General features: G+C 71.6%; 24 protein-coding genes and 1 riboswitch. Of the genes, 13 read left to right on the top strand and 11 right to left on the bottom strand.

What is annotated here, in order from left to right:
- Positions 1–6: 6 nt before the first annotated feature.
- Positions 7–72, top strand: a riboswitch (cobalamin riboswitch).
- Positions 73–157: 85 nt separating this feature from the next.
- From BCF74_RS02325 to BCF74_RS02295, 7 genes are read left to right on the top strand one after another with little or no spacing between them, the layout of a single operon-like run.
- Positions 158–2314 (top strand): VWA domain-containing protein, encoded by a 2157-nt coding sequence (locus tag BCF74_RS02325; protein ID WP_106296338.1) that lies wholly within the window; start codon positions 158–160, stop codon positions 2312–2314.
- The gene (cobO, locus tag BCF74_RS02320; protein WP_106296337.1) at positions 2314–2928 is read left to right on the top strand and encodes a cob(I)yrinic acid a,c-diamide adenosyltransferase; all 615 of its coding nucleotides are present in this window, start codon (positions 2314–2316) and stop codon (positions 2926–2928) included. Before BCF74_RS02325 ends, cobO begins: the two co-directional genes overlap by 1 nt.
- On the top strand, positions 2925–5474 hold the full coding sequence (gene cobBC / locus BCF74_RS02315; protein WP_245889169.1) for a bifunctional hydrogenobyrinic acid a,c-diamide synthase/histidinol phosphate aminotransferase CobBC: 2550 nt from the start codon (positions 2925–2927) through the stop codon (positions 5472–5474). Before cobO ends, cobBC begins: the two co-directional genes overlap by 4 nt.
- Positions 5471–6511, top strand: coding sequence for a uroporphyrinogen-III C-methyltransferase (cobA, locus tag BCF74_RS02310; RefSeq protein ID WP_106296335.1), 1041 nt, complete (start codon positions 5471–5473; stop codon positions 6509–6511). The genes cobBC and cobA overlap by 4 nt, the downstream gene beginning before the upstream one ends.
- Positions 6512–6526: 15 nt before the next feature.
- On the top strand, positions 6527–7294 hold the full coding sequence (locus tag BCF74_RS02305; protein ID WP_106296334.1) for an adenosylcobinamide-GDP ribazoletransferase: 768 nt from the start codon (positions 6527–6529) through the stop codon (positions 7292–7294).
- A 1-nt stretch (position 7295) separates the two neighbouring features.
- On the top strand, positions 7296–7841 hold the full coding sequence (gene cobU / locus BCF74_RS02300) for a bifunctional adenosylcobinamide kinase/adenosylcobinamide-phosphate guanylyltransferase (RefSeq protein ID WP_106296333.1): 546 nt from the start codon (positions 7296–7298) through the stop codon (positions 7839–7841).
- Positions 7838–8836, top strand: a complete 999-nt coding sequence (locus BCF74_RS02295; protein WP_245889168.1) for a cobalamin biosynthesis protein CobD/CbiB — start codon at positions 7838–7840, stop codon at positions 8834–8836. Before cobU ends, BCF74_RS02295 begins: the two co-directional genes overlap by 4 nt.
- Positions 8837–8921: 85 nt before the next feature.
- Here the strand turns inward: BCF74_RS02295 and BCF74_RS02290 are convergent, their stop codons facing one another.
- Genes BCF74_RS02290 through BCF74_RS02275 form a run of 4 tightly spaced genes read right to left on the bottom strand, consistent with a single transcriptional unit; the run spans position 8922 to position 11907 of the window.
- Positions 8922–9659 (bottom strand): cobalt-precorrin-6A reductase, encoded by a 738-nt coding sequence (locus tag BCF74_RS02290; RefSeq protein WP_106296332.1) that lies wholly within the window; start codon positions 9657–9659, stop codon positions 8922–8924.
- Positions 9656–10339, bottom strand: a complete 684-nt coding sequence (locus BCF74_RS02285) for a nucleoside/nucleotide kinase family protein (RefSeq protein ID WP_218279182.1) — start codon at positions 10337–10339, stop codon at positions 9656–9658. Before BCF74_RS02285 ends, BCF74_RS02290 begins: the two co-directional genes overlap by 4 nt.
- Before the next feature lie 4 nt (positions 10340–10343).
- A complete protein-coding gene (locus BCF74_RS02280) occupies positions 10344–11123 on the bottom strand; it encodes a TSUP family transporter (protein ID WP_106296331.1) in 780 nt (259 codons plus the stop codon).
- Positions 11116–11907 carry an HAD family hydrolase gene (locus BCF74_RS02275; protein WP_245889167.1) on the bottom strand — a complete coding sequence of 264 codons (792 nt, stop codon included), beginning with the start codon at positions 11905–11907 and terminating at the stop codon, positions 11116–11118. Before BCF74_RS02275 ends, BCF74_RS02280 begins: the two co-directional genes overlap by 8 nt.
- 116 nt (positions 11908–12023) lie before the next feature.
- Between BCF74_RS02275 and BCF74_RS02270 the strand changes: the two genes are divergently transcribed.
- Complete coding sequence (locus BCF74_RS02270; RefSeq protein ID WP_106296329.1) at positions 12024–13655, top strand: right-handed parallel beta-helix repeat-containing protein; 1632 nt, start codon at positions 12024–12026, stop codon at positions 13653–13655.
- Positions 13656–13705: 50 nt separating this feature from the next.
- Here the strand turns inward: BCF74_RS02270 and BCF74_RS02265 are convergent, their stop codons facing one another.
- Both BCF74_RS02265 and BCF74_RS02260 read right to left on the bottom strand, forming a co-directional pair.
- Positions 13706–15481, bottom strand: coding sequence for a proline--tRNA ligase (locus BCF74_RS02265; protein ID WP_245889166.1), 1776 nt, complete (start codon positions 15479–15481; stop codon positions 13706–13708).
- An 84-nt stretch (positions 15482–15565) separates the two neighbouring features.
- Positions 15566–16837 carry an MFS transporter gene (locus BCF74_RS02260; protein WP_106296327.1) on the bottom strand — a complete coding sequence of 424 codons (1272 nt, stop codon included), beginning with the start codon at positions 16835–16837 and terminating at the stop codon, positions 15566–15568.
- Between the two features lie 22 nt (positions 16838–16859).
- On the opposite strand from BCF74_RS02260, the gene BCF74_RS17920 reads away from it, so the two are divergent.
- The gene (locus BCF74_RS17920) at positions 16860–17390 is read left to right on the top strand and encodes an MGMT family protein (RefSeq protein ID WP_218279181.1); all 531 of its coding nucleotides are present in this window, start codon (positions 16860–16862) and stop codon (positions 17388–17390) included.
- Between the two features lie 27 nt (positions 17391–17417).
- Here BCF74_RS17920 and BCF74_RS02250 read toward each other — a convergent pair whose 3' ends face one another.
- On the bottom strand, positions 17418–17855 hold the full coding sequence (locus BCF74_RS02250) for a DoxX family protein (protein WP_106296326.1): 438 nt from the start codon (positions 17853–17855) through the stop codon (positions 17418–17420).
- 156 nt (positions 17856–18011) lie between these two features.
- Here BCF74_RS02250 and BCF74_RS02245 point away from each other — a divergent pair, with 156 nt between their 5' ends.
- Entirely contained in the window at positions 18012–18515 is a 504-nt protein-coding gene (locus BCF74_RS02245) for a hypothetical protein (protein ID WP_106296375.1), read from the top strand.
- 44 nt (positions 18516–18559) lie between these two features.
- On the opposite strand, the gene BCF74_RS02240 is transcribed toward BCF74_RS02245, so the two are convergent.
- Entirely contained in the window at positions 18560–19468 is a 909-nt protein-coding gene (locus BCF74_RS02240) for a hypothetical protein (protein ID WP_106296325.1), read from the bottom strand.
- 161 nt (positions 19469–19629) lie between these two features.
- Positions 19630–20472 carry a GNAT family N-acetyltransferase gene (locus BCF74_RS02235; protein WP_106296324.1) on the bottom strand — a complete coding sequence of 281 codons (843 nt, stop codon included), beginning with the start codon at positions 20470–20472 and terminating at the stop codon, positions 19630–19632.
- Between the two features lie 98 nt (positions 20473–20570).
- Here BCF74_RS02235 and BCF74_RS02230 point away from each other — a divergent pair, with 98 nt between their 5' ends.
- From BCF74_RS02230 to BCF74_RS17850, 3 genes are all read left to right on the top strand, one after another.
- A complete protein-coding gene (locus tag BCF74_RS02230; RefSeq protein WP_106296323.1) occupies positions 20571–20960 on the top strand; it encodes a helix-turn-helix transcriptional regulator in 390 nt (129 codons plus the stop codon).
- A 94-nt stretch (positions 20961–21054) separates the two neighbouring features.
- Positions 21055–21567 carry a VOC family protein gene (locus BCF74_RS02225; protein ID WP_342747528.1) on the top strand — a complete coding sequence of 171 codons (513 nt, stop codon included), beginning with the start codon at positions 21055–21057 and terminating at the stop codon, positions 21565–21567.
- A 110-nt stretch (positions 21568–21677) separates the two neighbouring features.
- A complete protein-coding gene (locus tag BCF74_RS17850; RefSeq protein ID WP_281257162.1) occupies positions 21678–21803 on the top strand; it encodes a hypothetical protein in 126 nt (41 codons plus the stop codon).
- Between the two features lie 226 nt (positions 21804–22029).
- Here the strand turns inward: BCF74_RS17850 and ispG are convergent, their stop codons facing one another.
- Complete coding sequence (ispG, locus tag BCF74_RS02220; protein WP_106296373.1) at positions 22030–23190, bottom strand: flavodoxin-dependent (E)-4-hydroxy-3-methylbut-2-enyl-diphosphate synthase; 1161 nt, start codon at positions 23188–23190, stop codon at positions 22030–22032.
- Positions 23191–23248: 58 nt separating this feature from the next.
- Positions 23249–24607, bottom strand: coding sequence for a M50 family metallopeptidase (locus BCF74_RS02215; RefSeq protein ID WP_106296322.1), 1359 nt, complete (start codon positions 24605–24607; stop codon positions 23249–23251).
- Positions 24608–24641 lie beyond the last annotated feature (34 nt).

The raw sequence follows: 24641 nt of genomic DNA, 5'->3' as shown, positions 1-24641 counted from the left end.
CCGCGAGGAATACCGGTGCAACTCCGGAGCGGTCCCGCCACTGTGATCCCGTCCCGTCGGGAGAGCCAGGACGTCGTCGGGGGCCCTCGCGCCCGGTGCCCCGGCGTGAGCCGCTGATTGGGCGAGCGTGGTCACTCGCCCCAAGGAGACCCGCGACGTGACGCACTTCCCCTTCACCGCTGTCGTCGGAGCCGACGACCTCTCCCTCGCCCTCGTCCTCACGACCGTCTCGCCCTCGATCGGCGGCGTCCTCGTGCGCGGCGAGAAGGGCACCGCCAAGTCGACCGTCGTCCGCGGACTCGTCGACCTGCTGCCCGAGCAGTCGGTCGTCGACGGTTGCCGGTTCGGCTGCGACCCGGCTCGGCCCGACCCCACCTGCCCCGACGGCCCGCACCCTACGGACGCGCCGACGAGCACGCGCTCGGCTCGGCTCGTCGAGCTCCCCGTCGGTGCGACCGAGGACCGGGTCATCGGCTCGCTCGACCTCGGCAAGGCCCTCGGCGCCGGCGAGGCGGCCTTCCAGCCGGGGCTGCTCGCCGACGCCCACCGCGGCATCCTCTACGTCGACGAGGTCAACCTCCTGCACGACCACCTCGTCGACCTCCTCCTCGACGCCGCGGCAATGGGCCGCAACACAGTCGAGCGCGACGGGGTATCGGTGAGCCACGCGGCGCGGCTCGTCCTCGTCGGCACGATGAACCCCGAGGAGGGCGAGCTGCGGCCGCAGCTGCTCGACCGCTTCGGTCTCACCGTCGAGGTCGCGGCCTCACGCGACCCGCAGCAGCGCGCCGAGGTCGTGCGTCGCCGGCTCGCGTTCGACGCCGACCCGGTCGGCTTCGCGCAGTCGTATGCCGCCGCGCAACGCGACCTCGCGGACCGGGTCGCCTCCGCGCGGGCTGCCGTCGAGGACGTCGAGCTGAGCGAGCGCGCCCTGTCGACGATCGCTCGCGTCTGCGCCGGTTTCGAGGTCGACGGCATGCGCGCCGACATCGTCACCGCCCGGGCCGCGATGGCGCACGCGGCGTGGCACGGACGCGACCGCGTCACCCGGGCGGACATCCGGGCGGCGGCGATCTTCGCGTTGCCGCACCGCCGGCGTCGCAACCCCTTCGACGCCCCCGGCCTCGACGAGGAGCTGCTCGACCAGCTCCTCGGCGACGAGCCGGACGACGACGACCCGGGTGACGGTGGCCCGGACGGCGGAGGTGCCGACGATGCCGGTGACGGGCCGAAGGACTCGCCGAGCCCAGCAGACGAAGCCGGGGCCGACACCTCTGACACCGACCCCGACGGCACGTCGCCCGACCCCTCGGAGCGCCCCGAGGCCCCGCGAGAGCCTGCCGAGTCGTCCGACGCAGACGCGTCGACTCCAGGCGGCGACACGGACACCACCGACGATCCGGACGCCGAGCAGCAGGCGGAACAGCCTGCGACGGGAGGAGCCGTCGCCGCCGGAGTCGCCACAGCCGGCACCCCGTTCCGGGCGCGCACCTTCACCCTCACCGGCCTCGGCTCGGGGGCAGAGGGACGCCGGAGCCGGGCGCTCACCCGCACCGGTCACACCATCGGGTCCACAACCGCGGGCAGCGGCCGGGCCCACCTCCCGGCGACCATCCTCGAAGCCGCGCGGCACCGCGCGACGCGCGGGACGGCATACGGACGCCTGGAGGTCCGGCCCGACGACCTGCGCACCGCCGTGACCCAGGGGCAGGAGTCCAACCTCGTCCTGCTCGCGGTCGACGCGTCCGGGTCGATGGGCGCGCGCCGGCGGATGGAGGAGGTCAAGACGGCGGTGCTGTCGCTGCTCCTCGACGCGTACCAGCGGCGGGACCGGGTGGGCCTCGTGACCTTCCGCGGGCACGACGCCGAGGTCGCGCTGCATCCCACGTCGTCCGTCGACGCGGCCGCGCGCTCGCTCACCACGCTTCCGCACGGCGGACGGACCCCGCTCGCCGAAGGGCTGCTCCTGTCGACCAAGGTCCTCGCCACCGAGAAGCTGCGTGACCCGAAGCGACGTCCGCTCCTCGTCGTCGTCACCGACGGTCGAGCGACAGCCGGACCGGAGGCACTGGAGCGGGCGCGCACCATCGCTGACGCCTGGGGCCGCACCGGGCACCAGTCGGTCGTGATCGACTGCGAGACAGGGCGATTCCGCCTCGGGCTCGCTGCCGACCTGGCCGCGCGGATGGGTGCCACCCACGTCCCGCTCGGCGAGGTCGCCGCCGGCGCCATCGTCGACAGCGTCGCCGCCGCGCGCGAGGACTGGCGCGCCGGTCGCACCCGCGGCACCCGCACAACGGGCAAGGTCGCCTGATGCCGCGCGGACAGGTCCCCGTCACCGCGCAGGACGGCCTCACGACGCGGCAGCGGCGCAACCGCCCCCTCGTCCTCGTCCACGGCGGCACCGGCAAGGGCAAGTCGACCGCGGCATTCGGTCTGGCGCTGCGCGGCTGGAGCCAGGGGTGGTCGATCGGCGTCTTCCAGTTCGTGAAGTCCGCCAAGTGGCGCATCGGCGAACAGTCGGCGCTCGAGGCGCTCGGCCGGCTGCACGAGCAGACCGGCGAGGGCGGCCCGGTCGAGTGGCACAAGATGGGCTCGGGCTGGTCGTGGTCACGCAAGGCCGGCTCGGAGGAGGACCACGCCGAGGCCGCCCGCGAAGGCTGGGCCGAGATCCGCCGGCGCCTCGAGGCCGAAACCCACGGGCTCTACGTCCTCGACGAGTTCACCTATGTCCTCAAGTGGGGCTGGGTCGACGTCGACGAGGTCGTCGAGGTGCTGACGAGCCGCGGCGGGCACCAGCACGTCGTCATCACCGGCCGCGACCCCCACCCCCGGCTCGTCGAGATCGCCGATGTCGTCACCGACATGACCAAGGTCAAGCACCCCTTCGACGAGGGCCAGAAGGGCCAGAAGGGCATCGAGTGGTGAGGCTCCCCCGGGTCGTCATCGCGGCCGCCGCCTCCGGCCAGGGCAAGACCACCGTGGCCGTCGGTGTCATGGCCGCGCTCACCCGGGCGGGGCACGTCGTCGCAGGGGCGAAGGTCGGGCCGGACTTCATCGACCCCGGCTACCACGAGCTCGCAACCGGACGCCCGGGCCGCAACCTCGACCCGTGGCTCCAGGGCGAGTCGCGCATCCTGCCACTGCTCGCGCACGGGGCGGCGACACCGGACCCTGCCGACCTCACCGTCGTCGAAGGCGTCATGGGGCTCTTCGACGGCCGCCTCGGCACGGACGGGTGGGCCTCGACCGCGCACGTCGCGACGCTCACCCGCAGCCCGGTCGTCGTCGTCATCGACATCTCGTCGGCGTCGCGCACCGTCGCGGCCACCGTCCATGGCCTGCGCACCTTCGACCCGGATGTACGCGTCGCCGGGGTGATCCTCAACAAGGCGGGCTCGACGCGGCACGCCGACGAGGTGCGTCGCAGTGTCGAGCAGCTCGGCGTCCCGGTCCTCGGCGTGCTCCCCCGTGACGCCGGTGTCAGTGCACCGTCGCGGCACCTCGGTCTCGTGCCGGCGGCCGAACGACCCGAGGCCGCAGCCGCCCTCGACCGCCTCGCGGAGCAGACCGCAGAGCTCATCGACCTCGACGCGATCGTCGAGATCGCTTCTGCCGCACCGGATCTCGACACCCTGCCCTGGTCGCCCGTCACTCTCCCCGACCGCGCTCGTATGCCGTCCCGCCGGGTTGCCGTCGCCGGCGGGCGGGCGTTCACCTTCCGCTATGCCGAGACCGAGGAGCAGTTGCGAGCCCTCGGACTCGAACCGGTCGTCTTCGACCCGGCCCTCGACACCGCGCTGCCCGCCGGAACCGCCGGCATCTACCTCGGCGGCGGCTTCCCGGAAGTCCACGCCGGCGCCCTCTCGACGAACCGCCGTCTCCTCGCGGACGTGCGCGACGCCGTCCTCTCCGGTGTGCCCACGGTCGCGGAGTGTGCCGGCCTGCTCTACCTCTGCGAGGCGGTCGACGGGCACGGGCTCGTCGGCGCCGTGCCCGCGCGCGCGGCAATGCACCCCCGGCTCACCCTGCGCTACGTCACGGCCACAGCCCCGGAGGACACCCTGCTCGCACCGGCCGGGGCGGAGGTGCGGGGGCACGAGTTCCACCGCACCCGGACCACGCCCGGCCACGGGGAACGCGCGGCGTGGCGCCTCCACGGCTCGGCCGCGGACGGTTCGCCGGAGGGCTGGTCGCTCGACCCGGCGGGCACCGGATCGCCCACCGTGCACGCGAGCTACCTGCACACGCACTGGGCCGGTCACCCCGAGCTCGGCCTCCGTTTCGCCGAGGCTGTCCACGCGAGCCCGCACGAGCGCTCCGTCGACCCCGGCGCACCGGGCGTCCGGTCCGTCGTCGATGCGCGCAGCACCAATGAGAGTGGCACCGGCGGGAACGCGCCCGCTGCGACCAACCACCCGGGCAGCGGGAATGCGCACGACCCCGGCGAGGACCTGCTGGAACACCATGGCGACCTGGAGACCGACCCCCATCTGGTCGACCTCGCCGTCAACGTCCGGCTCGCCGCACCACCGCCGTGGCTCGCGAACCGGCTGCGCGAGCACATCGGCGACCTCGCGGCATACCCCGACGTCCGCGGGGCGACCCGAGCGCTCGCTCGCCGGCACGGGGTCGGTGAGGACACGGTCCTGCCGACGAGCGGCGCCGCGGAGGCGTTCGTCCTGCTGGCGCGCATGACCGACGCTCGCCGACCGGTCGTCGTCCACCCCCAGTTCACCGAGCCGGAGGCCGCACTGCGCCGCGCGGGCGTCGTCCCCGAGCGTGTCGTCCTCGATGCAGCGGACGGGTTCCGGCTCGAGCCCGGTCGCGTGCCCGACGACGCCGACCTCGTCGTCATCGGCAACCCGACGAACCCCACCGGAGTGCTGCACCCACGGTCCGTACTCGAGTCGCTCCGGCGACCCGGTCGGCTGCTCGTCGTCGACGAGGCGTTCATGGACACCATTACGGGAGAACGAGACTCGCTCATCTCGCCCGACATGGACGGCGTCCTCGTGCTGCGTTCCCTGACGAAGACGTGGGGTCTCGCCGGTCTGCGCGCGGGGTATGCCGTCGGCTCCCCCGCCGTGGTCGGCGCGCTCGCCCGGCAGCAGCCGCACTGGTCGGTGAGCAGCCTCGCGGCGAGCGTCATGGAGGCGACCTCGACCCCCGCAGCCGTGGCCGAGGCGGAGGCGGCGACCCGTGAGACGGATCTCTGGCGGAACCACCTCGTCGCGGGGCTGCGCGCCCTCGGCCTCTCCCCCATCGCGTCGCAGACCTCGTTCGTCCTCGTCACCGTCGGCGCCGGGGTGCGCGAGCGGATGCGCGAGCGTGGCTATGCCCTGCGGCGTGGTGACACCTTCCCAGGGCTCGGCCCCGAGTGGGTCCGCATCGCGGTGCGGGACCCGCAGACGATCGACGGGATGTTGCGTGAGCTCGCCACCGTCCTCACCACGCAGGAACGCATCGCATGAGCCTGACCCTTCCCGTGCCTGCCGGCTCGCGTGTCCTCGTGACCTCGCCCGGCCGCCGCATCGCCGAGACGGTCCACGCCCTCACCGACCAGGGTGCCGATGTCGCGGTGACACCGATGGGATCCACCGACACGGCCACGCGCGCGACGCTCGAGGACCTCGCCGGGCGACAGCTCATCACGGTCCTCGGCGAGGTTCACCTCACCGACTTCGACGTCGTCGTACGTGACCCGCTGACCGACGACGCGACGGCCCCTGCTCGTCGTGAACCCGACGCAGCGGAGGCTCTCGACGCCCCACGCGACGCCTCCCCGGGACGGGTCACGCTCGTCGGTGGCGGGCCGGGGTCGGCGGACCTTCTCACGGTCGCCGGGCTGCGCGCGATCCGCGAGGCCGACGTCCTCGTCTGCGACCGGCTCGCACCCCTGTCGGCCCTCGCCGACGCACGCCCGGACGCCGAGGTCGTCCACGTCGGCAAGATCCCGCGCGGCGCGTTCACCCCACAGGAGGCCATCAATGACCTCCTCGTCCAGAATGCCCTCGCCGGCAAGCACGTCGTGCGGCTCAAGGGCGGCGACAGCTACGTCTTCGGCCGGGGCGGCGAGGAGTGGAATGCCTGCGTCGCCCACGGCCTCCCCGTCGAGGTCGTGCCCGGGGTCACGTCGGCTGTGGCCGTCCCGGCCCTGGCCGGCATCCCGCTGACCCACCGCGGAGTGACGCAGGGTTTCGTCGTCGTGTCGGGACACGTGGGACCGCGCGACGAACGCAACGACGCCGACTGGGCTGCCCTCGCGCAGAGCGGGCTCACCATCGTCATCCTCATGGGGGTCGCCGCGCTCGGGGAGATCTGCGAGGTCCTCGTCGAGCACGGTCTCGACCCCGACACGCCCGCGGCCTGCATCGCGGACGGTGCGATGCCGAGCCAGCGCTCTGTCCGCGCGACCGTCTCGGACATCGCCTCGGTCGCCGCCGCTGAGGACCTCACGCCTCCGGCGATCACGGTCATCGGTCCCGTCGTCACCGCTCTCGAAGGCTGAACACCGTTGTCGGACATGGCTTCTGGACTCCGTCTCGCCGTGGGAACGCTGACGGTCGTGCCCGTCGGGCCGGTGGCGGAGCCGACGCGTCGTCAGGCCCGCTGGGCGATGACGCTGGCGCCGTTCGCCGCGCTTCCGGTCGCCGTCGTCGCGGGAGTCGTCGCCGCGCTGGGTGAGCTGGCCGGGCTCCCGGCCCTCGTCACGGCGGCGCTCGTCGTGGGCGCGCTCGCCCTGTCCACCCGGGCCATGCACCTCGACGGGCTCGCCGACACGGTCGACGGTCTCGGCGCCGGGTGGACTCGCGAGCGCGCGCTCGAGGTGATGCGCCGCGGCGACGTCGGCCCCATGGGTGTGGCCGCGGTGGTCGTCACCCTCCTTGTCCAGGTGGCGGGTCTAGCGGCGCTCGTCACCCGCCCGTGGGCCTGGCTCGTCGTCGGCGTCGTCGTGGCCGCCTCACGCGGCGCGCTGCTCCTCGCCTGTCGGTCCGGTATGCCGTCCGCGCGCCCGAGCGGGCTCGGCGCCGTCGTCGCCGGGTCGGTCCCGACGTGGGCCGCCTCCCTGGGCGGGGTGGCGATCGCCGCGACCCTTGCCTCGGCGACGACTGCCGCGGGACTCGAACCGTGGGCTGGTCTGACGGCGACCGTCGTCGCAACGATCGTGGTGGCCCAGGTGCTGCGCACCTGCCGCCGGGCCTTCGGCGGGGTGAGCGGAGACGTCATGGGCGCCAGCATCGAGCTGGCCCTCACCGCGATCCTCGTCGCCCTCTCCTCGGGGCGGTGGTGACGTGCGCACCCTCGTGACCGGAGGCGTCCGCTCCGGGAAGTCGGTCATCGCCGAACGACTGGCGTCGCAGGCTGCAGGGTCGGACGCGGCTGTCACCTATGTCGCGACCGGACCGACCGCGGACGACCCGGACTGGGCCGATCGCATCGCCACCCACCGGGCCCGTCGACCCCCGGCCTGGACCACGGTCGAGACCAGCGACCTGGCGGGGGCGGTCGACGCGCTGACCGGGCCGGCGCTCGTGGACTGCCTCGGCACCTGGCTCACCGGTGTCCTCGACGAGCTCGACGCCTGGGACCGGCCGCGCGAGGCATGGCAGCCGGCGCTGCACGAACGCACCCGTGCCGTTGTCGACGCCTGGGCCCGGTGCCCCCACGACGTCGTCGCCGTCACCAACGAGGTCGGCTGGGGCGTGGTCCCCGCGCATCGCTCGGGCCGGGTCTTCGCCGACGAGCTCGGCCGCCTCAACCAGGACGTGGCCCGCGCGAGCGACCGGGTGCTGCTCGTCGTCGCCGGCCACGTCCTCCCCCTCCGGGAGCCCACGTGAGCCGGTCCCCGGCCTCAACTCGTCTCGACCCGGTTGCGATCGGGCTGCTTGTGGGCTTCGCCGCGGACCGGGTGCTCGGCGACCCCCGACGGGGGCACCCGGTCGCCGGTTTCGGCCGGGTCGCTGCCGCTGTCGAGGAGCGCGGCTACGCACCTCGCCGCGTTCGCGGAGGGTTGCTCGCGGGTGGCCTCGTGGCGGCGGTCGCCGGCACTGCCCTGCTGGAGCGACGACTCCCCCCGACGATGCGGGCCGTCACCGCCACCGTCGCCACCTGGGCGGTGCTCGGGGGACGGTCTCTCGAAAGGGAGGGCGAGGCCATCGGCACACTCCTCACCGAGCCTGACCTGTCGGGCGCCAGGGCACGCATCCGCAACCTCGTCGGCCGCGACCCGAGCAGGCTCGACGGTGACGGGATCGCCCGCGCCTGCGTCGAGAGCATCGCCGAGAACTCCGCCGACGCCGTCGTGGCGCCGTTGTTCTGGGGCGCTGTCGCGGGCGTCCCCGGGCTCGTCGGGTATCGGGCCGTCAACACCCTCGACGCGATGTGGGGTCACCGCAACGCCCGCTACGAGCGCTTCGGCTGGGCGGCCGCCCGCCTCGACGACCTGGTGAACTGGCTCCCGGCCCGCCTCACCGTCGCCCTCAACGCCGCTCTGGCAGCTGTCGGGGTCGGTTCGGGTGGTGGTGCGGATGACGGCGCGACCGGGGTCACCCGGGCCGGCCATGTGCTGCGCACGGTGCTCCGGGACGCGCCGGCACACCCCAGCCCCAACGCCGGCCCGGTCGAGGCATCGTGGGCGTCGGTCCTCGGCGTGCGGCTCGGGGGGACCAACCACTACGACGGGGTCGACGAGGACCGCGGGCAGCTCGGGGACGGACCTTCCGTCACGCCCTCCGACATCCCCCGTGCCACGGCCCACCTGCGTCGACTGTCCACCGTCGCACTCATCACCCTCGTCGCCGGCAGAGCCGCCGCCCGCCACCGACGCCACTGATTGCCGATTCCGTGCACCACTGATTGCCGATTCCGTGCACCACTGATTGCCGATTCCGTTCGGTCGGACCGAACGGAATCGGCAATCAGTCGGAAAGCCAGGTGAGGACGTCGGCGACCGTGCCCACCTCGGTCAGGCCCGAGGGGACCGCGGGTCGTCGCACGACGACGACTGGCACGCCGAGCCCGCGAGCCGCGTCGAGCTTCGCGGCGGTGTAGTCCCCGCCGGAGTCCTTGGTCAGCAGGAGATCGACGCCGTGCTCACGCATGAGCTTCCGCTCGTCCTCGACGCCGAAGGGGCCACGGTCGAGCAGCACGGTCCACGCCGACGGCGCACCCCGGTCCAGCGGCTCGACGACCCGGACGACGACCTCGCGGTCGGTCCAGGCAGCGAAGTGCTCGAGCGTCTGCCGCCCGGTCGTGAGGAACGGCTTCCGCGTGCCGAGGCGCTCGGCCTCGGCCCGGGCGTCGGTGTAGGAGTCGACCCAGCACCACCGGCCCGCGTCGGGGTGAGCAGACCATCCGGGCCGTGCCAGCCGGAGGCACGGAACCCCCGCCGCGCGAGCAGCCGCGGCCGCATGCGACGTCATCGTCGTGGCGAAGGGGTGAGTGGCGTCGACGAGGTGGGTGAACCCGCCCTCGCGCAGCTCCCGCACGAGGCCGTCCACGCCCCCGAAACCGCCGACCCGAACCGGGCCGACCGGCATCCGAGGCGACGAGACACGTCCCGCGAGCGAGGACACGACATCGGTCCCGCCTGCCACGAGAGCGGAGGCCAGCGCACGCGCCTCGGCCGTCCCGCCGAGCAGGAGCACCCGAGTCATGGTCGCCTCGCCCGGACGACGACGCCGTCGAGGAGCACGAGGTCCGCACGCGCCACTCCCTCGGCGACGACTCGGGCGTTGGCCTCGTCGGAGCGCAGCACCCACTCGCGCGCGGCGCCAGGCTCGCGGCCGGTGCCGACGTGCCGACCGACGAGCCGCTCGACGCGCACCGGGTCGTCCAGCTCGCACCACCACACTTCATCGAGCAGCGCGGGGACGGCCGTCCAGTCACCGTCATCGAGGAGCAGGTAGTTGCCTTCTGTCACAACGAGATCCGCCTCGGTGGACACCGTCACTGAGTCCGGCACCGGCTCGCCGACGACGTGGTCGAAGGTCGGCGCGGTGACAACCGCGCGCGGCACGCCGCGCACCGCAGCCAGCACACCGGCATACCCCACCGCGTCGAAGGTGTCCGGAGCACCCTTGCGGTCGCGGCGACCCAGGGCGTCGAGCTCCACATTGGTGAGGTGGTAGCCGTCCATGGGCACGTGGGCGACCCGGCCGGACAGCCGTGAGTGCCCGGCGGCCGCCTCGAGGATCCGTGTCACGACCGTCGTCTTCCCCGCGCCCGGAGGACCGGCGATGCCGAGCACGGCGCGACGGGGCGCGACGCCGTCGACGAGAGCAGCGAGGCGGTCGAGCAGCTCCTCGACCGCGCGCCCGACCAGGGCCTCGGGCACTGACTCACCAGACACCGAGCACCTGCCCACCGATCCGCACGATGAACGCGGCCACGACGACGACGAACACGACCCGCACGAACCCGCTCCCCCGCGACACCGCCGTGCGCGCTCCCACGTAACCGCCGAGCAGGTTGGCCGCCGCCATGACGGCGCCGACCTTCCACATGACGTGCCCGCCGGGCACGAAGACGGTGAGCGCGCCGAGGTTCGTGGCGAAGTTCGCGATCTTCGCCTTGGCGCTGGCCTCGAGGAACGCGTACCCCATGAGCCCGACGAGGGCGAACACCATGAACGAGCCCGTGCCCGGGCCGAGCGCGCCGTCGTAGATCCCGATGACGAACCCGACGAGCATCGCCGTCGCCGTGTGCCGGGTGCCGTCCCAGCGCAGTGCAGTGCTCGTGCCGAGAGAGGGCTTGAAGAGCGTGTAGGCGCCGACGGCGATGAGCATGACGAGGATGATCGGGTTGAACGCCGCCTTGGGGATGTTCAGCCCGATGAAGGCGCCGCCGATCGCCCCCACGTAGGCGACGGCGGCCATCGGCAGGGCCGTCCGCAGGTCGGGACGCACGCGACGCCAATAGGTTGTTGCGCTGGCGACCGTGCCGGCGACCGACCCGACCTTGTTCGTCGCGAGCACCTGCGCCGGTGTCGCGCCCGGGAAGCCGAGCAACAGTGCCGGGATCTGCACGAGCCCTCCCCCGCCGACGACGGCGTCGATCCAGCCGGCGACGAACCCGGCCAGGGCCATGAGGGCGACGGTCGTGAGCTCGACCTCACCCATCGGCGTCGGCGCGGCCTTCGTCGAGCCACCGGTCGACGATGTCGAGGATGTCGAGGAGCTCTTGGGCGCGAGCGTCGGGCTCGGCCGTCACCTCGACACGCTGGGCGGCGGGGATGTCACTGTGCGGGACCCAGATCGCCCGCATCCCGATCTGCTGCGGCCCGTGGACGTCCTCGAAGATCCGGTCACCGACGTAGACCGCCTCACGGGGCGCGACACCCACGGCCTCGCAGGCGAGCCGGAACGCGTCGGGGTGCGGCTTGACGCAGTGGATCTCGGACGAGTAGACGTCGCCGTCGATGAGGTCGAGCACCCCGTCGCGGGCGAAGATCTCGCGGTGGTACTCGCGCGACCAGATCGTGTTGGACAAAACGCCGACGCGAATTCCCCTCTCCCGCAAGCCTTCCCACAGCGGGCGGACCTGTGGGTCGGTGTGCGTGTGCGGCTCCCAGAAGCCTTGGTATGCCGCGAGCGCGAGATGGTGCCTATCGTCCTCGGCGTCGACGCCGGCAGCGTCGAGGATCTGCTCGATGCTCGCGCTCGAGTGGTCCTCGCGGCCCCGCTTCCACGCGTCCGACTCGGCGGCGAGGATCGTCTCGGCGAGCTCGTGGGCCCGCTCAAGGTCGACCTCGCTGACCTCCGGCGAGTCGACGGGGATGCCGTGCACCTCGCGGGCGAAGACGCGCCACTGCTCGGGCAGGTCGACGTCGTGCCACGGGGTGAGCGTCCCGCCCCAGTCGAAGATCACGGCGGCGACGGAGGACACGGGCGTCGGAGCAGTCACCGGCTCAGCCTATTGCTGCCCGGACCACTCCGATGTTTCGGTTGCCACATGCGCACTTCTGCATGAATAGTGGGCGATGCAAGCAGAGTCGATCATTTCTGAGCAAAGGAGCTCCTGTGCCCGTCCTCTCCCGCGCACCACACCGGCTGCGTCGCCCGCACCGCCGTCGCCTCGCGCCCTTGGTGACCGTCACCGTCGCCGCGCTGGCCGCCGCCGCGCCGGTGGCCGTCGTCGCCTCCCCCTCCGCCGCCGCTCCGGGGCGCACCCTGCACGTCGACTGCTCCGCCGCACCGACGGGCAAGGACAACGGCACCGCCAAGCGTCCGTTCACCAGCCTCGAGCAGGTCAACGCGCTCACCCTGCGGCCCCGGACGACGGTCGCCTTCCGCCGCGGCACCACGTGCGCCGGAACCCTCGCCCCGAGCGGCACCGGCGCCAGGGACGCGCCGGTGACCTTCACGGCATACGGCACGGGCTCGCGACCGGTCATCGACGGACAGGGAGCGCCCGACGCCATCCGCATCAGGAACATGGAATGGGTCACCCTCGAGAAGCTCGAGGTGACCAACGCCGCCAACCCCGGGACGAAGCGCCGCGGCGTCACCGTCGACCTCGAGAACTACGGCAAGGCCGAGGGACTCGTCGTCCGCGACCTCTACATCCATGACGTATGGGGTGACGACGCCAAGGACACCAACGGCAGCGGCGGCCTCTACTTTCGCGTCCTCGGCACCGAGCGGGCCAGCTGGTTCGAGAACGTCATCGTCCAGGGCAACCGCATCGAGGACGTCGACCGCACCGGCATCAACCTCGTTGCGAGCGTGTGGCGCGGCCGCGAGGACATCAACCGCCCGGACCTGCCGCCGTGGACGCCGAGCCGCAACGTGCGCATCACCGGCAACACCGTGACGAACACCGGCGGAGACGGCATCGTCATGACCCAGGTCGACGGCGGCCTCATGGACTACAACAAGGTCCACAAGTTCCAGATGCGCTCCTCCGGATGGAACGCCGGCATCTGGCCGTGGAACTCCGACAACGTCACCATCCGCTACAACGAGTCCTCGGGCGGCAACTCGACCGTCGACGGCATGGGCTTCGACATCGACGAGGGCACGAACAACACCGTCGTCGAGTACAACTACAGCCACGACAACGACGGCGGCTTCATGCTCATCTGCACCGCCGAGGGCACGATCACCGGGGCGGTCGTTCGCTACAACATCAGCCAGAACGACAGCTACCGCGGGCTCGAGATGTGCAGCGGCAGCATCGGCGACGCCAAGGTCTACAACAACACGATCTACATCGGCGACGGCGTGAGCCAGACGGTGATCAACGAGAACACCACCCGCCCGCACAACATCGCCTTCGAGAACAACATCGTCGTCAAGGAGGGGGCGGGCAGCGCGACCATGAACCTGCGCCCGAATACCCGGATCTCGTTGTCCGACAACACCTTCTGGAACGTCACGGGCGTGCCGGCCAACCCCGGCGGCATGACGGCCGACCCGCGGTTCATTGCGCGCGGCACGGGTCCGCAGGGCTACCGCCTGCACGAGACCTCGCCCGTCCTCGACACCGGCAAGGCCATCGCCGACGACGTCACGCGTGACTGGTTCGGCAACCCGGTCCCGCTGAGCGGCCCGGTGAACGCCGGCGCCTACGAGGGTGACGGCGTGAGCGGACCGGTCCCGAGCCCGGTCGAGTTGACACCGTTCACCCCAGCCGACGCCGGCTCGCGCTGACGTCGATGCTCAGCGCGCGCTGACGCGACGGCCGGGCCCCAGTCCAAGCCTCAGGCCCGCCCGACCTCGGCGACGATCATGTCCACCGCATCGGCAACCGGCACCTCACGCCGGTCGCCGGTGCGGCGGTCCTTGATCTCGATGACGCCGTTCTCGAGGGACTTGCCGACGACGACGATCGTCGGGACACCGATGAGCTCGGAGTCCTTGAACTTCACGCCGGGGCTGACCTTCTGCCGGTCGTCGTAGAGCACGGAGACTCCGGCGGCCTCGAGCTCCCGGGTGAGCCGTTCGCCCGTCTCGAAGACCTCGGGGTCGCGGGTGGTGTCCTTGCCGGTGGCGACGACGTGCACGTCGAACGGGCTGATCTCCCGCGGCCAGATGATGCCGAGGTCGTCGTGGTTGCCTTCGACGACGGCCGCCACGGCCCGGGAGACGCCCACGCCGTAGGAACCCATGATGACGGTCTGCAGCTTGCCGTTCTCGTCGAGCACCTTGAGGTCGAGCGCCTCGGCGTACTTCGTGCCCAGCTGGAAGATGTGGCCCATCTCGATGCCGCGCGCCGCCTCGAGCCCGTGACCGCAGGAGGGGCAGGCGTCGCCCACGCGCACGTCCGCGGCCTCGATGACGCCGTCGGCGCCGAAGTCGCGGCCCTTGACGAGATCGAGGAAGTGCTGGCCGTGCCAGTTCGCCCCCGTCACCCAACGGGTGCCGTCGACGACGCGCGGGTCGAGCAGGTAGCGGATCCCCGACGTCCCCTCGGCCCCGAGCACGTTGGGCCCGATGTAGCCCTTGACCAGGCTCGGGTTCGCCGCGAAGTCCTTCTCCTCGAAGGCTTCCACCGTCGCCGGCTCGACCTGGGCGCCGAGCCGTTTCTCGTCGAGCTCGCGGTCGCCGGGGATGCCGATGGCGAGCGGCTCGCGGGTGCCGTCGGGGTGGACGAGCGTGACGAGGACGTTCTTCAGGGTGTCGGCCGCCGCCCACTCACGTCCGTCCTCCCGCGGGAAGTGCGCGTTGAGGTGCGCCACGAGCGTCTCGATCGTCGGGGTGTCCGGCGTCGACTCGGCGTGCGCGGTCGTCGTGCCCTCGAAGGGGACCGGATCGGGCACCGGCACCCGCACGGCCTCGACGTTCGCGGCATATCCGCAGTTCGGGCAGCGAACGTAGGTGTCCTCACCGTTCTCGGCGGTGGCGAGGAACTCCTCGGACTTCGACCCGCCCATCGCGCCGGCCATGGCCTCGACGATGACGTAGTGGAAGCCGAGCCGGTCGAAGATCCGGATGTAGGCGTCGCGGTGCAGCTGGTAGCTCTTGTCGAGTCCGGCCTCGTCGATGTCGAAGGAGTAGCTGTCCTTCATGACGAACTCGCGCCCGCGCAGCACGCCGGCGCGCGGCCGCGCCTCGTCGCGGTACTTCGTCTGGATCTGGTAGATCGACAGGGGCAGGTCCTTGTAGGACGAGAACAGGTCCTTCACCGTGAGGGTGAACATCTCCTCGTGCGTCGGCCCGAGCAGGTAGTCGTCGCCCTTGCGGTCCTGGAGGCGGAAGATGTTGTCGCCGTACTCCTCCCAGCGGCCGCTCGCGGCATACGGCCCCTTGGGCAGCAGCGCCGGGAAGAGCAGCTCCTGCGAGCCGATCGCGTCCATCTCCTCGCGCACGATCCGTTCGACGTTGCGCAGCACCCGGAGCCCGAGCGGCAGCCACGTGTAGATGCCGGGGCTGACCCGCCGGATGTAGCCCGCCCGGACGAGCAGCTGGTGGCTCGGCACCTCGGCGTCCGCCGGGTTCTCGCGAAGGGTTCGCAGGAACAGGGACGACATGCGCATGGCCACGATGGCTCTCCAGGTGTCAGGTGTGTCGGGTGCAACCGGGTGGGACGCGCCAAGGATAACGAGCAGGCCGTATGCCGTTCACGCGGATTCCGCGTACCTCGCCGTGGGTGCCGCGTGGCGGAGCGCCGGCACCCACGCGAGGAGCGCGGCGCAGCCGTTGGCGACGGCGACGACGAGCAGGGCGGCAGGCACGCCCCATCGCGATGCGACCTGTCCGGAGACGAGCACCCCGATGGTCGCTCCCCCGCCCCACGAGATCGTCCGCGACGCCGTGCTCACCCGGGACAGCAACCGGTCGGGGACGATCTGCATCCGATACGTCACGGTGGCCGAGATGACGAGGACGTGCAGGAAGGAGTAGGCGAGGTAGACGGCGAGCGCCGGGCCATAGCGGTCCAGCCGGCTGAGCACCGCGAGCAACACCGTCATCATCGGGAAGAGCACCTGGGCCATCCGGATCGCGCCGAAGCGGCGGCTGAGCCGGGGCATGACGAACGACGCGAAGAACGCGCCCGCCGCCCAGCTGCCGAAGAGCAGCCCGAACCGCCATCCGCTCGTGCCGACCCCGAGGACGCGGTCGGCCCACGGCACGATCAGCCCGAGCAGCGCCGCCGCCGACCCGGCACCGAAGACCGAGACCATCGCCAAGGGCCACAGCGTCGGGTGTCGGCGCAGCCAGGTGAGGCCCTCGACGAGGTCGCCCCAGAGGTCGCGCACCGTCGCCCGGCCGCGCACCTCGCGGACGCCGCTCATCGCACCGCGGATGGCCCGCACGAGCAGCATGCTGCCGAGGAACGAGAGGACGTCGACGACGAGCAGGGTCGCCGGTGACCAGATGGCGAGCGCCAGGCCGGCGGCCGCGGGCATCGCGACGTCGAGCACGCTCTGCGTCCCCCAGATCCGCGCGTTGGCGTCCGGCAGCCGGGACCGGCCGACGAGAGAGGGCAGCGCCCCCGCGCTGGACCCATCGAAGAGGACGGCCGCGGACGCGGAGGCGAACGCGGCGGCATACACGTGGACGACGGTGAGCACTGACGCGAGGTGCGCCACGACGATCGAGGCGATGGCGAGAGCGCTCACGAGGTCGGCGGTGACCATGATGCGGCGGCGGTCGAACCGGTCGCCGAGGACGCCGCCGATCAGACCGAAGAACGCCATCGACATCGTGCTCGTCGCCATCAGCCCAGACGTCAGCGCCGGCGACCCGGTGAGCTCGTAGATCAAGACGGGCAGGGCCACGGCGGTGACCGACGAACCGACCATCGTGACCGCGCGCGAGCCCCAGTAGCGGAGGAAGTCACCGTCGCGCCAGAGGCTCTGCGTGGAGCCGGTGGCGGCGGTCTCGGTCACCACCCCACCCTAGGGTGGAGGCGTGGCGAGCGAGCTGACCGTGGAGCGGGTGTTGACCGTCGTCGAGCTCGTGCCGCGCGGACGCGTCGTGTCCTACGGCGACATCGCCGGGATCGTCGGCATCGGCCCGCGCCAGGTGGGTTCGTTCATGAGCCGGTATGCCGGTGGGCTGCCGTGGTGGCGCGTCACCAACGCGGCGGGAGACTTCCCAGAGGAGCTGCGGGAGCGGGCCCGCCCGCACTGGGCCGACGAGGGAATCCTCTTCAAGCGCAATGGTTTTGGCTGCCGTATCGCCGACTACCGAGCGGACCTCGCGAGCCTGCGGACGGCATACGAGCAGCGCATCGCCGACACGCTCGCCCGCATGGGGACACCGGTGCCGCACACGAGCAACCCGGCCGCTCGGGCGCTGGCGGCCGCGGGCATCTCGACGCTCGAGGAGCTCAGCGAGTGGCGCCGCGCCGACGTCGCCGAGCTGCACGGCGTCGGGCCGTCGTCCCTGACGGTGTGGGACGCGGCGCTCGACGAGGCCGACCTGACGTGGAAGGCCTGACGGGCTGTGTCTCGGCGCGTGCGCGGGTCAGCGCAGGCGGCCGGCGGCGCGCAGGGCCGTGCGGATGAGCGGCCACTGCAGCGGCAGGCGCGCCACGGTCCCGGCGAAGAACGCCTTCGAGCCGACGTCGTCCCGGCGCTGCGCCCGCTTCGCGTGGGTGGCGCTCATCTGGACGTTGGCCGGGAAGACCGCAACGAGCAGGGCGGCGCTGGCGAGGCCGGCGACCTTGCGGGTCTGCGGGAAGAGCAGGCCCAGACCGCAGGCGATCTCGGCGACACCGCTCACGTAGACGAGCTCGCGCTTGTTGGGCAGCAGCTTCGGCACGATGCCCTCGAACACCTGCGGGCGCACGAGGTGGGTCGTGCCCGACGTGAGGAAGAGCGTGGCGAGGCCGATGGTGGCCTTGTCAAGCGAGGCCACGTCGAGCGGCAGGTTCGAGGACGACTTCGGCGAGAGCGACGGCATACCGCCGATCCTAGGCAGCCGTCGTATGCCGTGTGCCCACCGGCCGCTGGAGCCTCGGCAAGTCTTTACCTCCGCTTTGCCGGGCGCAGAGCCGGCCGGTCCTAGCGTCGAGTTGCCCGTCGTTCGGTGGGCGCCGACCTCCAGGAGGGACCTCTCATGACCGTTCTCGCCAGCCGTTCCGCGCGCGCCCTGACCGCTGCGGCGGTCGCCACCGGTGCCGTCTTCGTCACGGCGCCGAGCGCCTCGGCCGTCACCAAGCTCACCCATTCGCAGGCCACGTCGAAGTTCCGGACGTACGGGCTCACGTGGTCCTCGTCGGGCGGCTGCAGCGACCGGTACACGTCGACGTGCACCTCGTTCGAGCAGATCAACCTCGCCACGGCCGACGGGATCGTGACGTTCAAACGGGCCAGCGGCTGCGCGACGAACATCACCGGCGGCACCGAGGTCGGCCACGCGTCGGGAACCTACAGCCACTGGAACGGCTACAAGGTCGACATCGGCATCACGACCTGCAACAACAGCTACATCACGCGGAACTTCGCGTATGCCGGTGTGCGCGGCGACGGCGCGACGCTCTACAAGTCGGCGGCGGGGAACATCTACGCCAAGGAAGGCAACCACTGGGACATCACGTACTACAACTGCGGCGGCTGCTGACCGCTCCGGCTCCCCAGCTCCGGTCCTCACAAGGGCGGCGTATCTCACGCACTTGTGAGGACCGGGAGCCCGAGGCCACGAGCGACCTGGTCCACGAAGCGGCCGGGCTCGAGCCGCAACCCCAGCAGCGGGATCCGGAGCACGCGAGAGCTGCCCAGCGACACCTCGTTCGCGCGCAGGGCGTCCTCGGTGGGGTTCAGCCCGAGCAGGTGGTGGCCGCCGTCGATCTCCACGACGAGGCCGTCCCACTCGGCGTCGAGGTAGACCCTCCCGGACGAAGTCACCCGCACCGTCTGCCGCAGTGGCGGCGGGAGTCCATATCGTCGGCACCAGCCACCGAAGTCGAGCTCACCCAGGGACTGTGCCCCATCGCAGACATCGGGGATCACGCGGCCGAGTAGGTCTCGACGCGCACATCGGCCGATCTGGTGCCAGACATCCAGCAGACTGCCGGGGCGGACCAGTCGCTGCTGGACGGGGAGGCAGATGAGCAGGGCGGCCTGCCGTTCGCTCACCGCCCAGGCCGCCGCATGGATGGTCGCCCATTCCGGCTTCAGCCGCGGCACGCCTGCTCCGAGGGTCGGCTCAAGCACCCGACGCTGGTGTCTCGTGACGCCGTCCACTCGACGCGCGGTCGCGGACCGAGGCAAGGACACGTCGATCGTGTTCGGGCTGAACCCCGTCATCCCTTGGGCGACCAGGGCTGCAACCCCGTCCAGCACTGCTCCCGGCCCCGACTCCCACACGGCGTGCCAGAGGTCTGCGACCGGCTCGGGCTCGACGTCGAGGATGCGGACGGTGTGGACACCCCATGTCGACCAGCGGCCTGCTCGGACCTCGGTTCGCACGTCCTCCTTGCCGATCTTGACGTCCCTGAGCAGACGACGGTGGACGACTCCCCCATGATCGCCCGCCAGCTCACGGGCGATGCGGCGGCGTTCGGTCCCTTCCATGCGACGAGGCTGCGGGAGGGGCGCCAACCACCGCACCCCGCACCTCGTCTCCCTGTGGACGGTCGGGCAGCCGGCCCTCGCCTGTGGACAACCCGCGGTCCTCACAAGGGCGGCGTATTTCACGCACTTGTGAGGACGGGAGCGGGTGGACGCGCGGGCGGTCAGAGGAGGACGGTGGCGAACTCGCCAGCGGGCGCGAACCCGAGCCGGTGGTAGGTCGCGAGCGCGGGACCGTTGAAGTCGTTGACGTAGAGCGACACGAGCGGCGCCGGCCCGGCCATGACGTCCTCCATCACCGCCGCGAGCATCGGCACGGCGAGCCCCTTGCCGCGCAGGTGCGGCGCGAGCCACACGCCCTGCAGCTGCGCGCACCCGAGCGCCAGCGAGCCGATGTCGGTCTTGAAGACGACCTTGCCGTTCTCGACGACGACATAGGTGTGCCCACGGGCGATGAGCGCCGCGAGCGACCCGCGATAGCCGCGCGACGACCCCGTGTAGGGCCGGTAGCCGATCTCCGCGGTGAACATGTGCTCGGCCGCGGGCAGGACGATGTCGACCTCGTCGGGCCGGGCCGGACGCACCCGGCGGTCGAGGTCGACCCCCAGGACCGACGGAGGCGTGGCCGTCGCGAGCAGCGGCTGGTGCTCACGGACCGCGCGCGCCGGCCCCCAGTTCGGCTCGAGCCGGTCCCACAGGTCCACGACCTCGTCGCGGGGACCCAGCACGGACGCGACGCGACCGCGCCACTTGCGGATACGGTCGGCATACAGGCTGCGCGCGGTCTCGGAGGTCTCGACCGGCACGACGTTTGCGCTCGCCCAGCACAGCGACGTGAGCCGGCCGTCCTCGCGGATGCCGAGCGCGGAGGTCGACGCCCCGGACTGGGCCTCGAGGATGCGCGCCGCGACGAAGACGTGGGCCGCGAGGTTGCGCGAGCACAGCTCGAGCGCGTCGTCGACGTCGGACCGGGAGAGCGTTCTCACCGGGTTGCGGGTGCGGAGCACGTGCCCAGCCTACGAGCCGCGCGGCCCGCTCACCTGCCCAAACGCACTGAAGCCGATGTCACCCGTCCTGAGTCGGCGCCGGCTGCGACACTACTGCCATGGAGCGTGACGACCTCGTCCGACTGCGGCAGGCCCGGGACCGGATCGACCGCGACTACGCCGAGCCACTCGACGTGCCGATGCTCGCGCGCGAGGCGCACATGTCGACGGGACACTTCCAGCGCTCCTTCAAGACGGCGTTCGGCGAGACGCCCTACGCGTGGCTGATGACCCGCCGGATCGAACGGGCCATGTGGCTGCTGCGCGGCGGGATGAGCGTCACCGATGCCTGCATGGAGGTGGGGTGTACCTCGCTCGGGTCGTTCAGCTCGCGCTTCACCGAGCTCGTGGGCGAGACGCCGAGCGCGTATGCCGCCCGGTCCCACGAGAGCCTCGTCGGCGTTCCCGGGTGCATCGCCAAGCAGGTGACGCGGCCCCGGCGGACCTGAGGCCGCACCGGACCTGGGGCCACACGGGACCTGAGCCGCAAGCGGTCAGGATCGGAGAAGCGGGGCGGCGCGCACGCGGCATACGGTCGCTGACATGACCACCACAGAGAACACCGCAGGCACGACCGCCGCTTCCGTCCCGGCGATGGCCTCACTGGCCGTCGTCAACGTCTTCGTCTTCACCAACGACACCGAGGCCTCGCTCGGCTTCTACCGCGACACCCTCGGGTGCGCCGTCCACACCGACGTCACGAACGGCGACTTCCGCTGGGTGACGCTCACTCCCCCGACCCAGCCGGACCTGCAGATCACCGTGCACAACTACACCGGCGGAGGGTCGATCCCGATGTCCGACGGTGACGCCGACGCCCTGAACGACCTGCTCGCCAAGGGGCTGCTCGCGGCGCTGATCTTCAAGGTCGACGACGTCGACGCCGTCTTCGAGCACGTGCGGTCGTCGGGCGCGGAGGTGCTGCAGGAGCCGGCCGACCAGTTCTACGGGGTGCGCGACTGCGCGTTCCGCGACCCGGTCGGCAACATGGTCCGCTTCAACCAGGACCTGCCGGCCGACCGCGTCCCCGCGTGGCCGACCGACGCCGCGGAGTGAGCCGTGTGCCACCACGAGTGGCAGGTCGCGAGGGCTCGGGCCGCCGCCCGGGCCCTCGCGGCTCCGCGCGACGACGCATCATCCGGGGAACCCGCGGGTAGACAGGTCCCATGCGCCTCGGAAGAAACGTCGAAGTTCGTCCGCTCGGCGGCGGCCCCGGCTGCCTCGCGATGATCCTGGTGTCGATCGTGCTCTCGGTTGTCCTGACGGTCGTGCTCAACCTGCTGGTGCGCTGAGCCCGACCTGCTGCTCCGCCGAGCCCAACCTGCTGCTGCCCCGAGCGGCCACCTGCTCAGACGATGCTCTGATCTTGCGTCGTCCTTTGGGCCACCGCGGTCCAAAGGACGACGCAAGATCAGAGCACTGCAGCGCCCACAGCGGCAGGCGCGTCCGATGCTCTAACCGGCAGGCGCGTCCGATGCCCGAACCCGGCAGGTGCGTCCAACCGGCCTCAGGGCCGCGTCAGCCGACGGTGACGCTCGGCGCTCCCGCGGACTCCTCGTCGATCGGCTCGCCCATCTCCTCGGCGATGCGCATGGCCTCCTCGATGAGCGTCTCGACGATCGCCGACTCGGGCACCGTCTTGATGACCTCGCCCTTGACGAAGATCTGGCCCTTGCCGTTGCCGGACGCGACACCGAGGTCGGCCTCACGTGCCTCACCAGGTCCGTTGACGACGCAGCCCATGACGGCCACCCGCAGCGGCACCGTCATACCCTCGAGGCCGGCGGTCACCTCGTCGGCGAGCTTGTAGACGTCGACCTGCGCGCGACCACACGACGGGCACGAGACGATCTCGAGCTTGCGCGGCTTGAGGTTGAGCGACTGCAGGATCTGGTTGCCGACCTTGACCTCCTCGACCGGAGGCGCCGACAGCGAGACGCGGATCGTGTCCCCGATCCCGCGGGACAACAGCGCCCCGAAGGCCGTCGCCGACTTGATCGTCCCCTGGAACGCCGGCCCGGCCTCGGTGACCCCGAGGTGCAGCGGCCAGTCACCGCGCTCGGCGAGCAGCTCGTAGGCGCGCACCATGACGACGGGGTCGTTGTGCTTCACCGAGATCTTGAAGTCGTGGAAGTCGTGCTCCTCGAACAGCGACGCCTCCCACACGGCCGACTCGACGAGTGCCTCGGGCGTCGGCTTGCCGTACTTCTCGAGCAGCCGCTTGTCGAGCGAGCCGGCGTTGACGCCGATGCGGATCGAGACGCCGGCCTCCTTGGCCCGTCGCGCGATCTCGCCGACCTGGTCGTCGAACTGACGGATGTTGCCCGGGTTGACCCGCACCGCCGCACACCCGGCGTCGATCGCGGCATACACGTAGTTCGGCTGGAAGTGGATGTCCGCGATGACCGGGATCTGCGACTTCTGCGCGATCGCGGGCAGCGCCTCGGCGTCGTCACGGCTCGGGCAGGCGACGCGGACGATGTCGCACCCGGCGGCGGTGAGCTCGGCGATCTGCTGCAGCGTCGCGTTGATGTCGGTCGTCGGCGTCGTCGTCATCGACTGCACGGAGATCGGGAAGTCGCTGCCGACACCGACCTTGCCGACCTTGATCTGCCGGGTCTTGCGGCGGGGAGCCAGCACGGGCGGCGGGAGGGACGGCATACCGAGTCCAACACTCATGCCACCCATTATCCGGTATGCCGTCCGCGCGCCTTCTCGCGCACCCTCACCGAGGCTTTCATCCGCCGAGGTCGATGGGGTTGACGATGTCGGCATAGATGAGCAGCGCCGACATGACGATGAGCACCATCGACACCCCATAGGCCACCGGCAGCGCCTTGGCCACGTCGACGTACCCCGGGTCGGGCCGCCCTCGCAGCCGCGCCCACGTCTTCTTCACGCCCTCCCACAGCGCCCCCGCGACGTGCCCGCCGTCGAGCGGCAGCAACGGCACGAGGTTGAAGAGGAAGAGCATGAAGTTCAGCGACATGAGCAGCGAGACGAGGAACCAGAACTTGTCGCTCCACGACTCCCCGATGAAGGCGTCGAGCCGGCCCGACGTCACCTCGCCGGCGACCCGTCCGACGCCGACGACGGAGACAGGCGAGTCGAGCTCGCGCTCCTGACCGCTGAAGGCCGCGTTCCAGACGCCGACCATCTTCTGCGGGATCCGCACGAGCGCCTGCGCCGTCTGGGCGAGCGTGTCGCCCATGATCGCCGGGACGGCCGTGACCGACCGCTCGAGCACGACCGGCGTGGCCGACGAGACCCCGAGGTACCCCGCCTCGATGACCTGCTGCTTGCCGTCGGCGCCCAGGATGGGCTGCCCCTCCTCGTCGTAGGCCGGCAGGGTGTTGAGGATCGGCGTCACCGTGAGGGTCCGCTGGGTGCCGTCGCGTTCGATGACGAACTTCGTCGGCTGGTCGACCCGCGGCCGGACGAGCTCGCCGACGTCGGAGTTGTCGCGGACGACGGTGCCCTGGACGGAGATGATCTTGTCGCCGGGAAGCAGACCGGCGGCGTTGGCCGGAGAGGGCTGGGCCCCCGTGCAGTCGGTGTCGGTGGCTTCGGCCGCGGGCTTGACGCACTCCGCGACGGCGGCGACGAGGGCACCCTCCTGCGGGCGCGGGAACCCGTGCGCGGGCACGAGCACGGTGAGCAGGACGAGCCCGATGAGCAGGTTCATCACCGGCCCGCCGAGCATGATGATGACCTTCTTGTGCACCGGCAGCTTGTAGAAGACGCGGTTCTCGTCGCCGGGCCGGATCTCCTCGAGGGATGCCTTGCGTGCCTCGTCGGCGAGCTGGCTGAACCGGCCGGTCGAGGACACCCGCATCTTCGTCGGGTCGTCACCCGGGCGCGGCGGGAACATGCCGATCATCCGGATGTAGCCGCCGAGCGGGATCCCCTTGATGCCGTACTCGGTCTCGCCGCGACGCCGCGACCAGATCGTCGGCCCGAAGCCGACCATGTACTGCGTCACGCGGACACCGAACTTCTTCGCCGGCACGAGGTGGCCGATCTCGTGCAGACCGATCGAGACACCCACGCCCAGGGCGAGGAACAGCACTCCCACGATGTAGGCGAGAACGGTCATGGCTCGTACCTCGGTGCCTTCCGGTGGTCGATGT

Origin of the sequence: Knoellia remsis, assembly GCF_003002895.1 — a bacterium.
GTDB lineage: Bacteria > Actinomycetota > Actinomycetes > Actinomycetales > Dermatophilaceae > Knoellia > Knoellia remsis.
Note: the sequence above shows the minus strand (reverse complement) of the source record. Positions and strands in the feature narration are given on the sequence as shown.

What these genes read in the sequence shown, in the direction of transcription:
- cobO (WP_106296337.1), top strand. Translation starts at nt 2,314, where the DNA reads ATGCCGCGCGGACAGGTCCCCGTCACCGCGCAGGACGGCCTCACGACG.
- cobA (WP_106296335.1), top strand. Translation starts at nt 5,471, where the DNA reads ATGAGCCTGACCCTTCCCGTGCCTGCCGGCTCGCGTGTCCTCGTGACC.
- BCF74_RS02305 (WP_106296334.1), top strand. Translation starts at nt 6,527, where the DNA reads ATGGCTTCTGGACTCCGTCTCGCCGTGGGAACGCTGACGGTCGTGCCC.
- BCF74_RS02290 (WP_106296332.1), bottom strand. Translation starts at nt 9,659, where the DNA reads ATGACTCGGGTGCTCCTGCTCGGCGGGACGGCCGAGGCGCGTGCGCTG.
- BCF74_RS02280 (WP_106296331.1), bottom strand. Translation starts at nt 11,123, where the DNA reads ATGGGTGAGGTCGAGCTCACGACCGTCGCCCTCATGGCCCTGGCCGGG.
- BCF74_RS02265 (WP_245889166.1), bottom strand. Translation starts at nt 15,481, where the DNA reads ATGCGCATGTCGTCCCTGTTCCTGCGAACCCTTCGCGAGAACCCGGCG.
- BCF74_RS02250 (WP_106296326.1), bottom strand. Translation starts at nt 17,855, where the DNA reads ATGCCGTCGCTCTCGCCGAAGTCGTCCTCGAACCTGCCGCTCGACGTG.
- BCF74_RS02245 (WP_106296375.1), top strand. Translation starts at nt 18,012, where the DNA reads ATGACCGTTCTCGCCAGCCGTTCCGCGCGCGCCCTGACCGCTGCGGCG.
- BCF74_RS02240 (WP_106296325.1), bottom strand. Translation starts at nt 19,468, where the DNA reads ATGGAAGGGACCGAACGCCGCCGCATCGCCCGTGAGCTGGCGGGCGAT.
- BCF74_RS02230 (WP_106296323.1), top strand. Translation starts at nt 20,571, where the DNA reads ATGGAGCGTGACGACCTCGTCCGACTGCGGCAGGCCCGGGACCGGATC.
- BCF74_RS02225 (WP_342747528.1), top strand. Translation starts at nt 21,055, where the DNA reads ATGACCACCACAGAGAACACCGCAGGCACGACCGCCGCTTCCGTCCCG.
- BCF74_RS17850 (WP_281257162.1), top strand. Translation starts at nt 21,678, where the DNA reads ATGCGCCTCGGAAGAAACGTCGAAGTTCGTCCGCTCGGCGGCGGCCCC.
- ispG (WP_106296373.1), bottom strand. Translation starts at nt 23,190, where the DNA reads ATGAGTGTTGGACTCGGTATGCCGTCCCTCCCGCCGCCCGTGCTGGCT.
- BCF74_RS02215 (WP_106296322.1), bottom strand. Translation starts at nt 24,607, where the DNA reads ATGACCGTTCTCGCCTACATCGTGGGAGTGCTGTTCCTCGCCCTGGGC.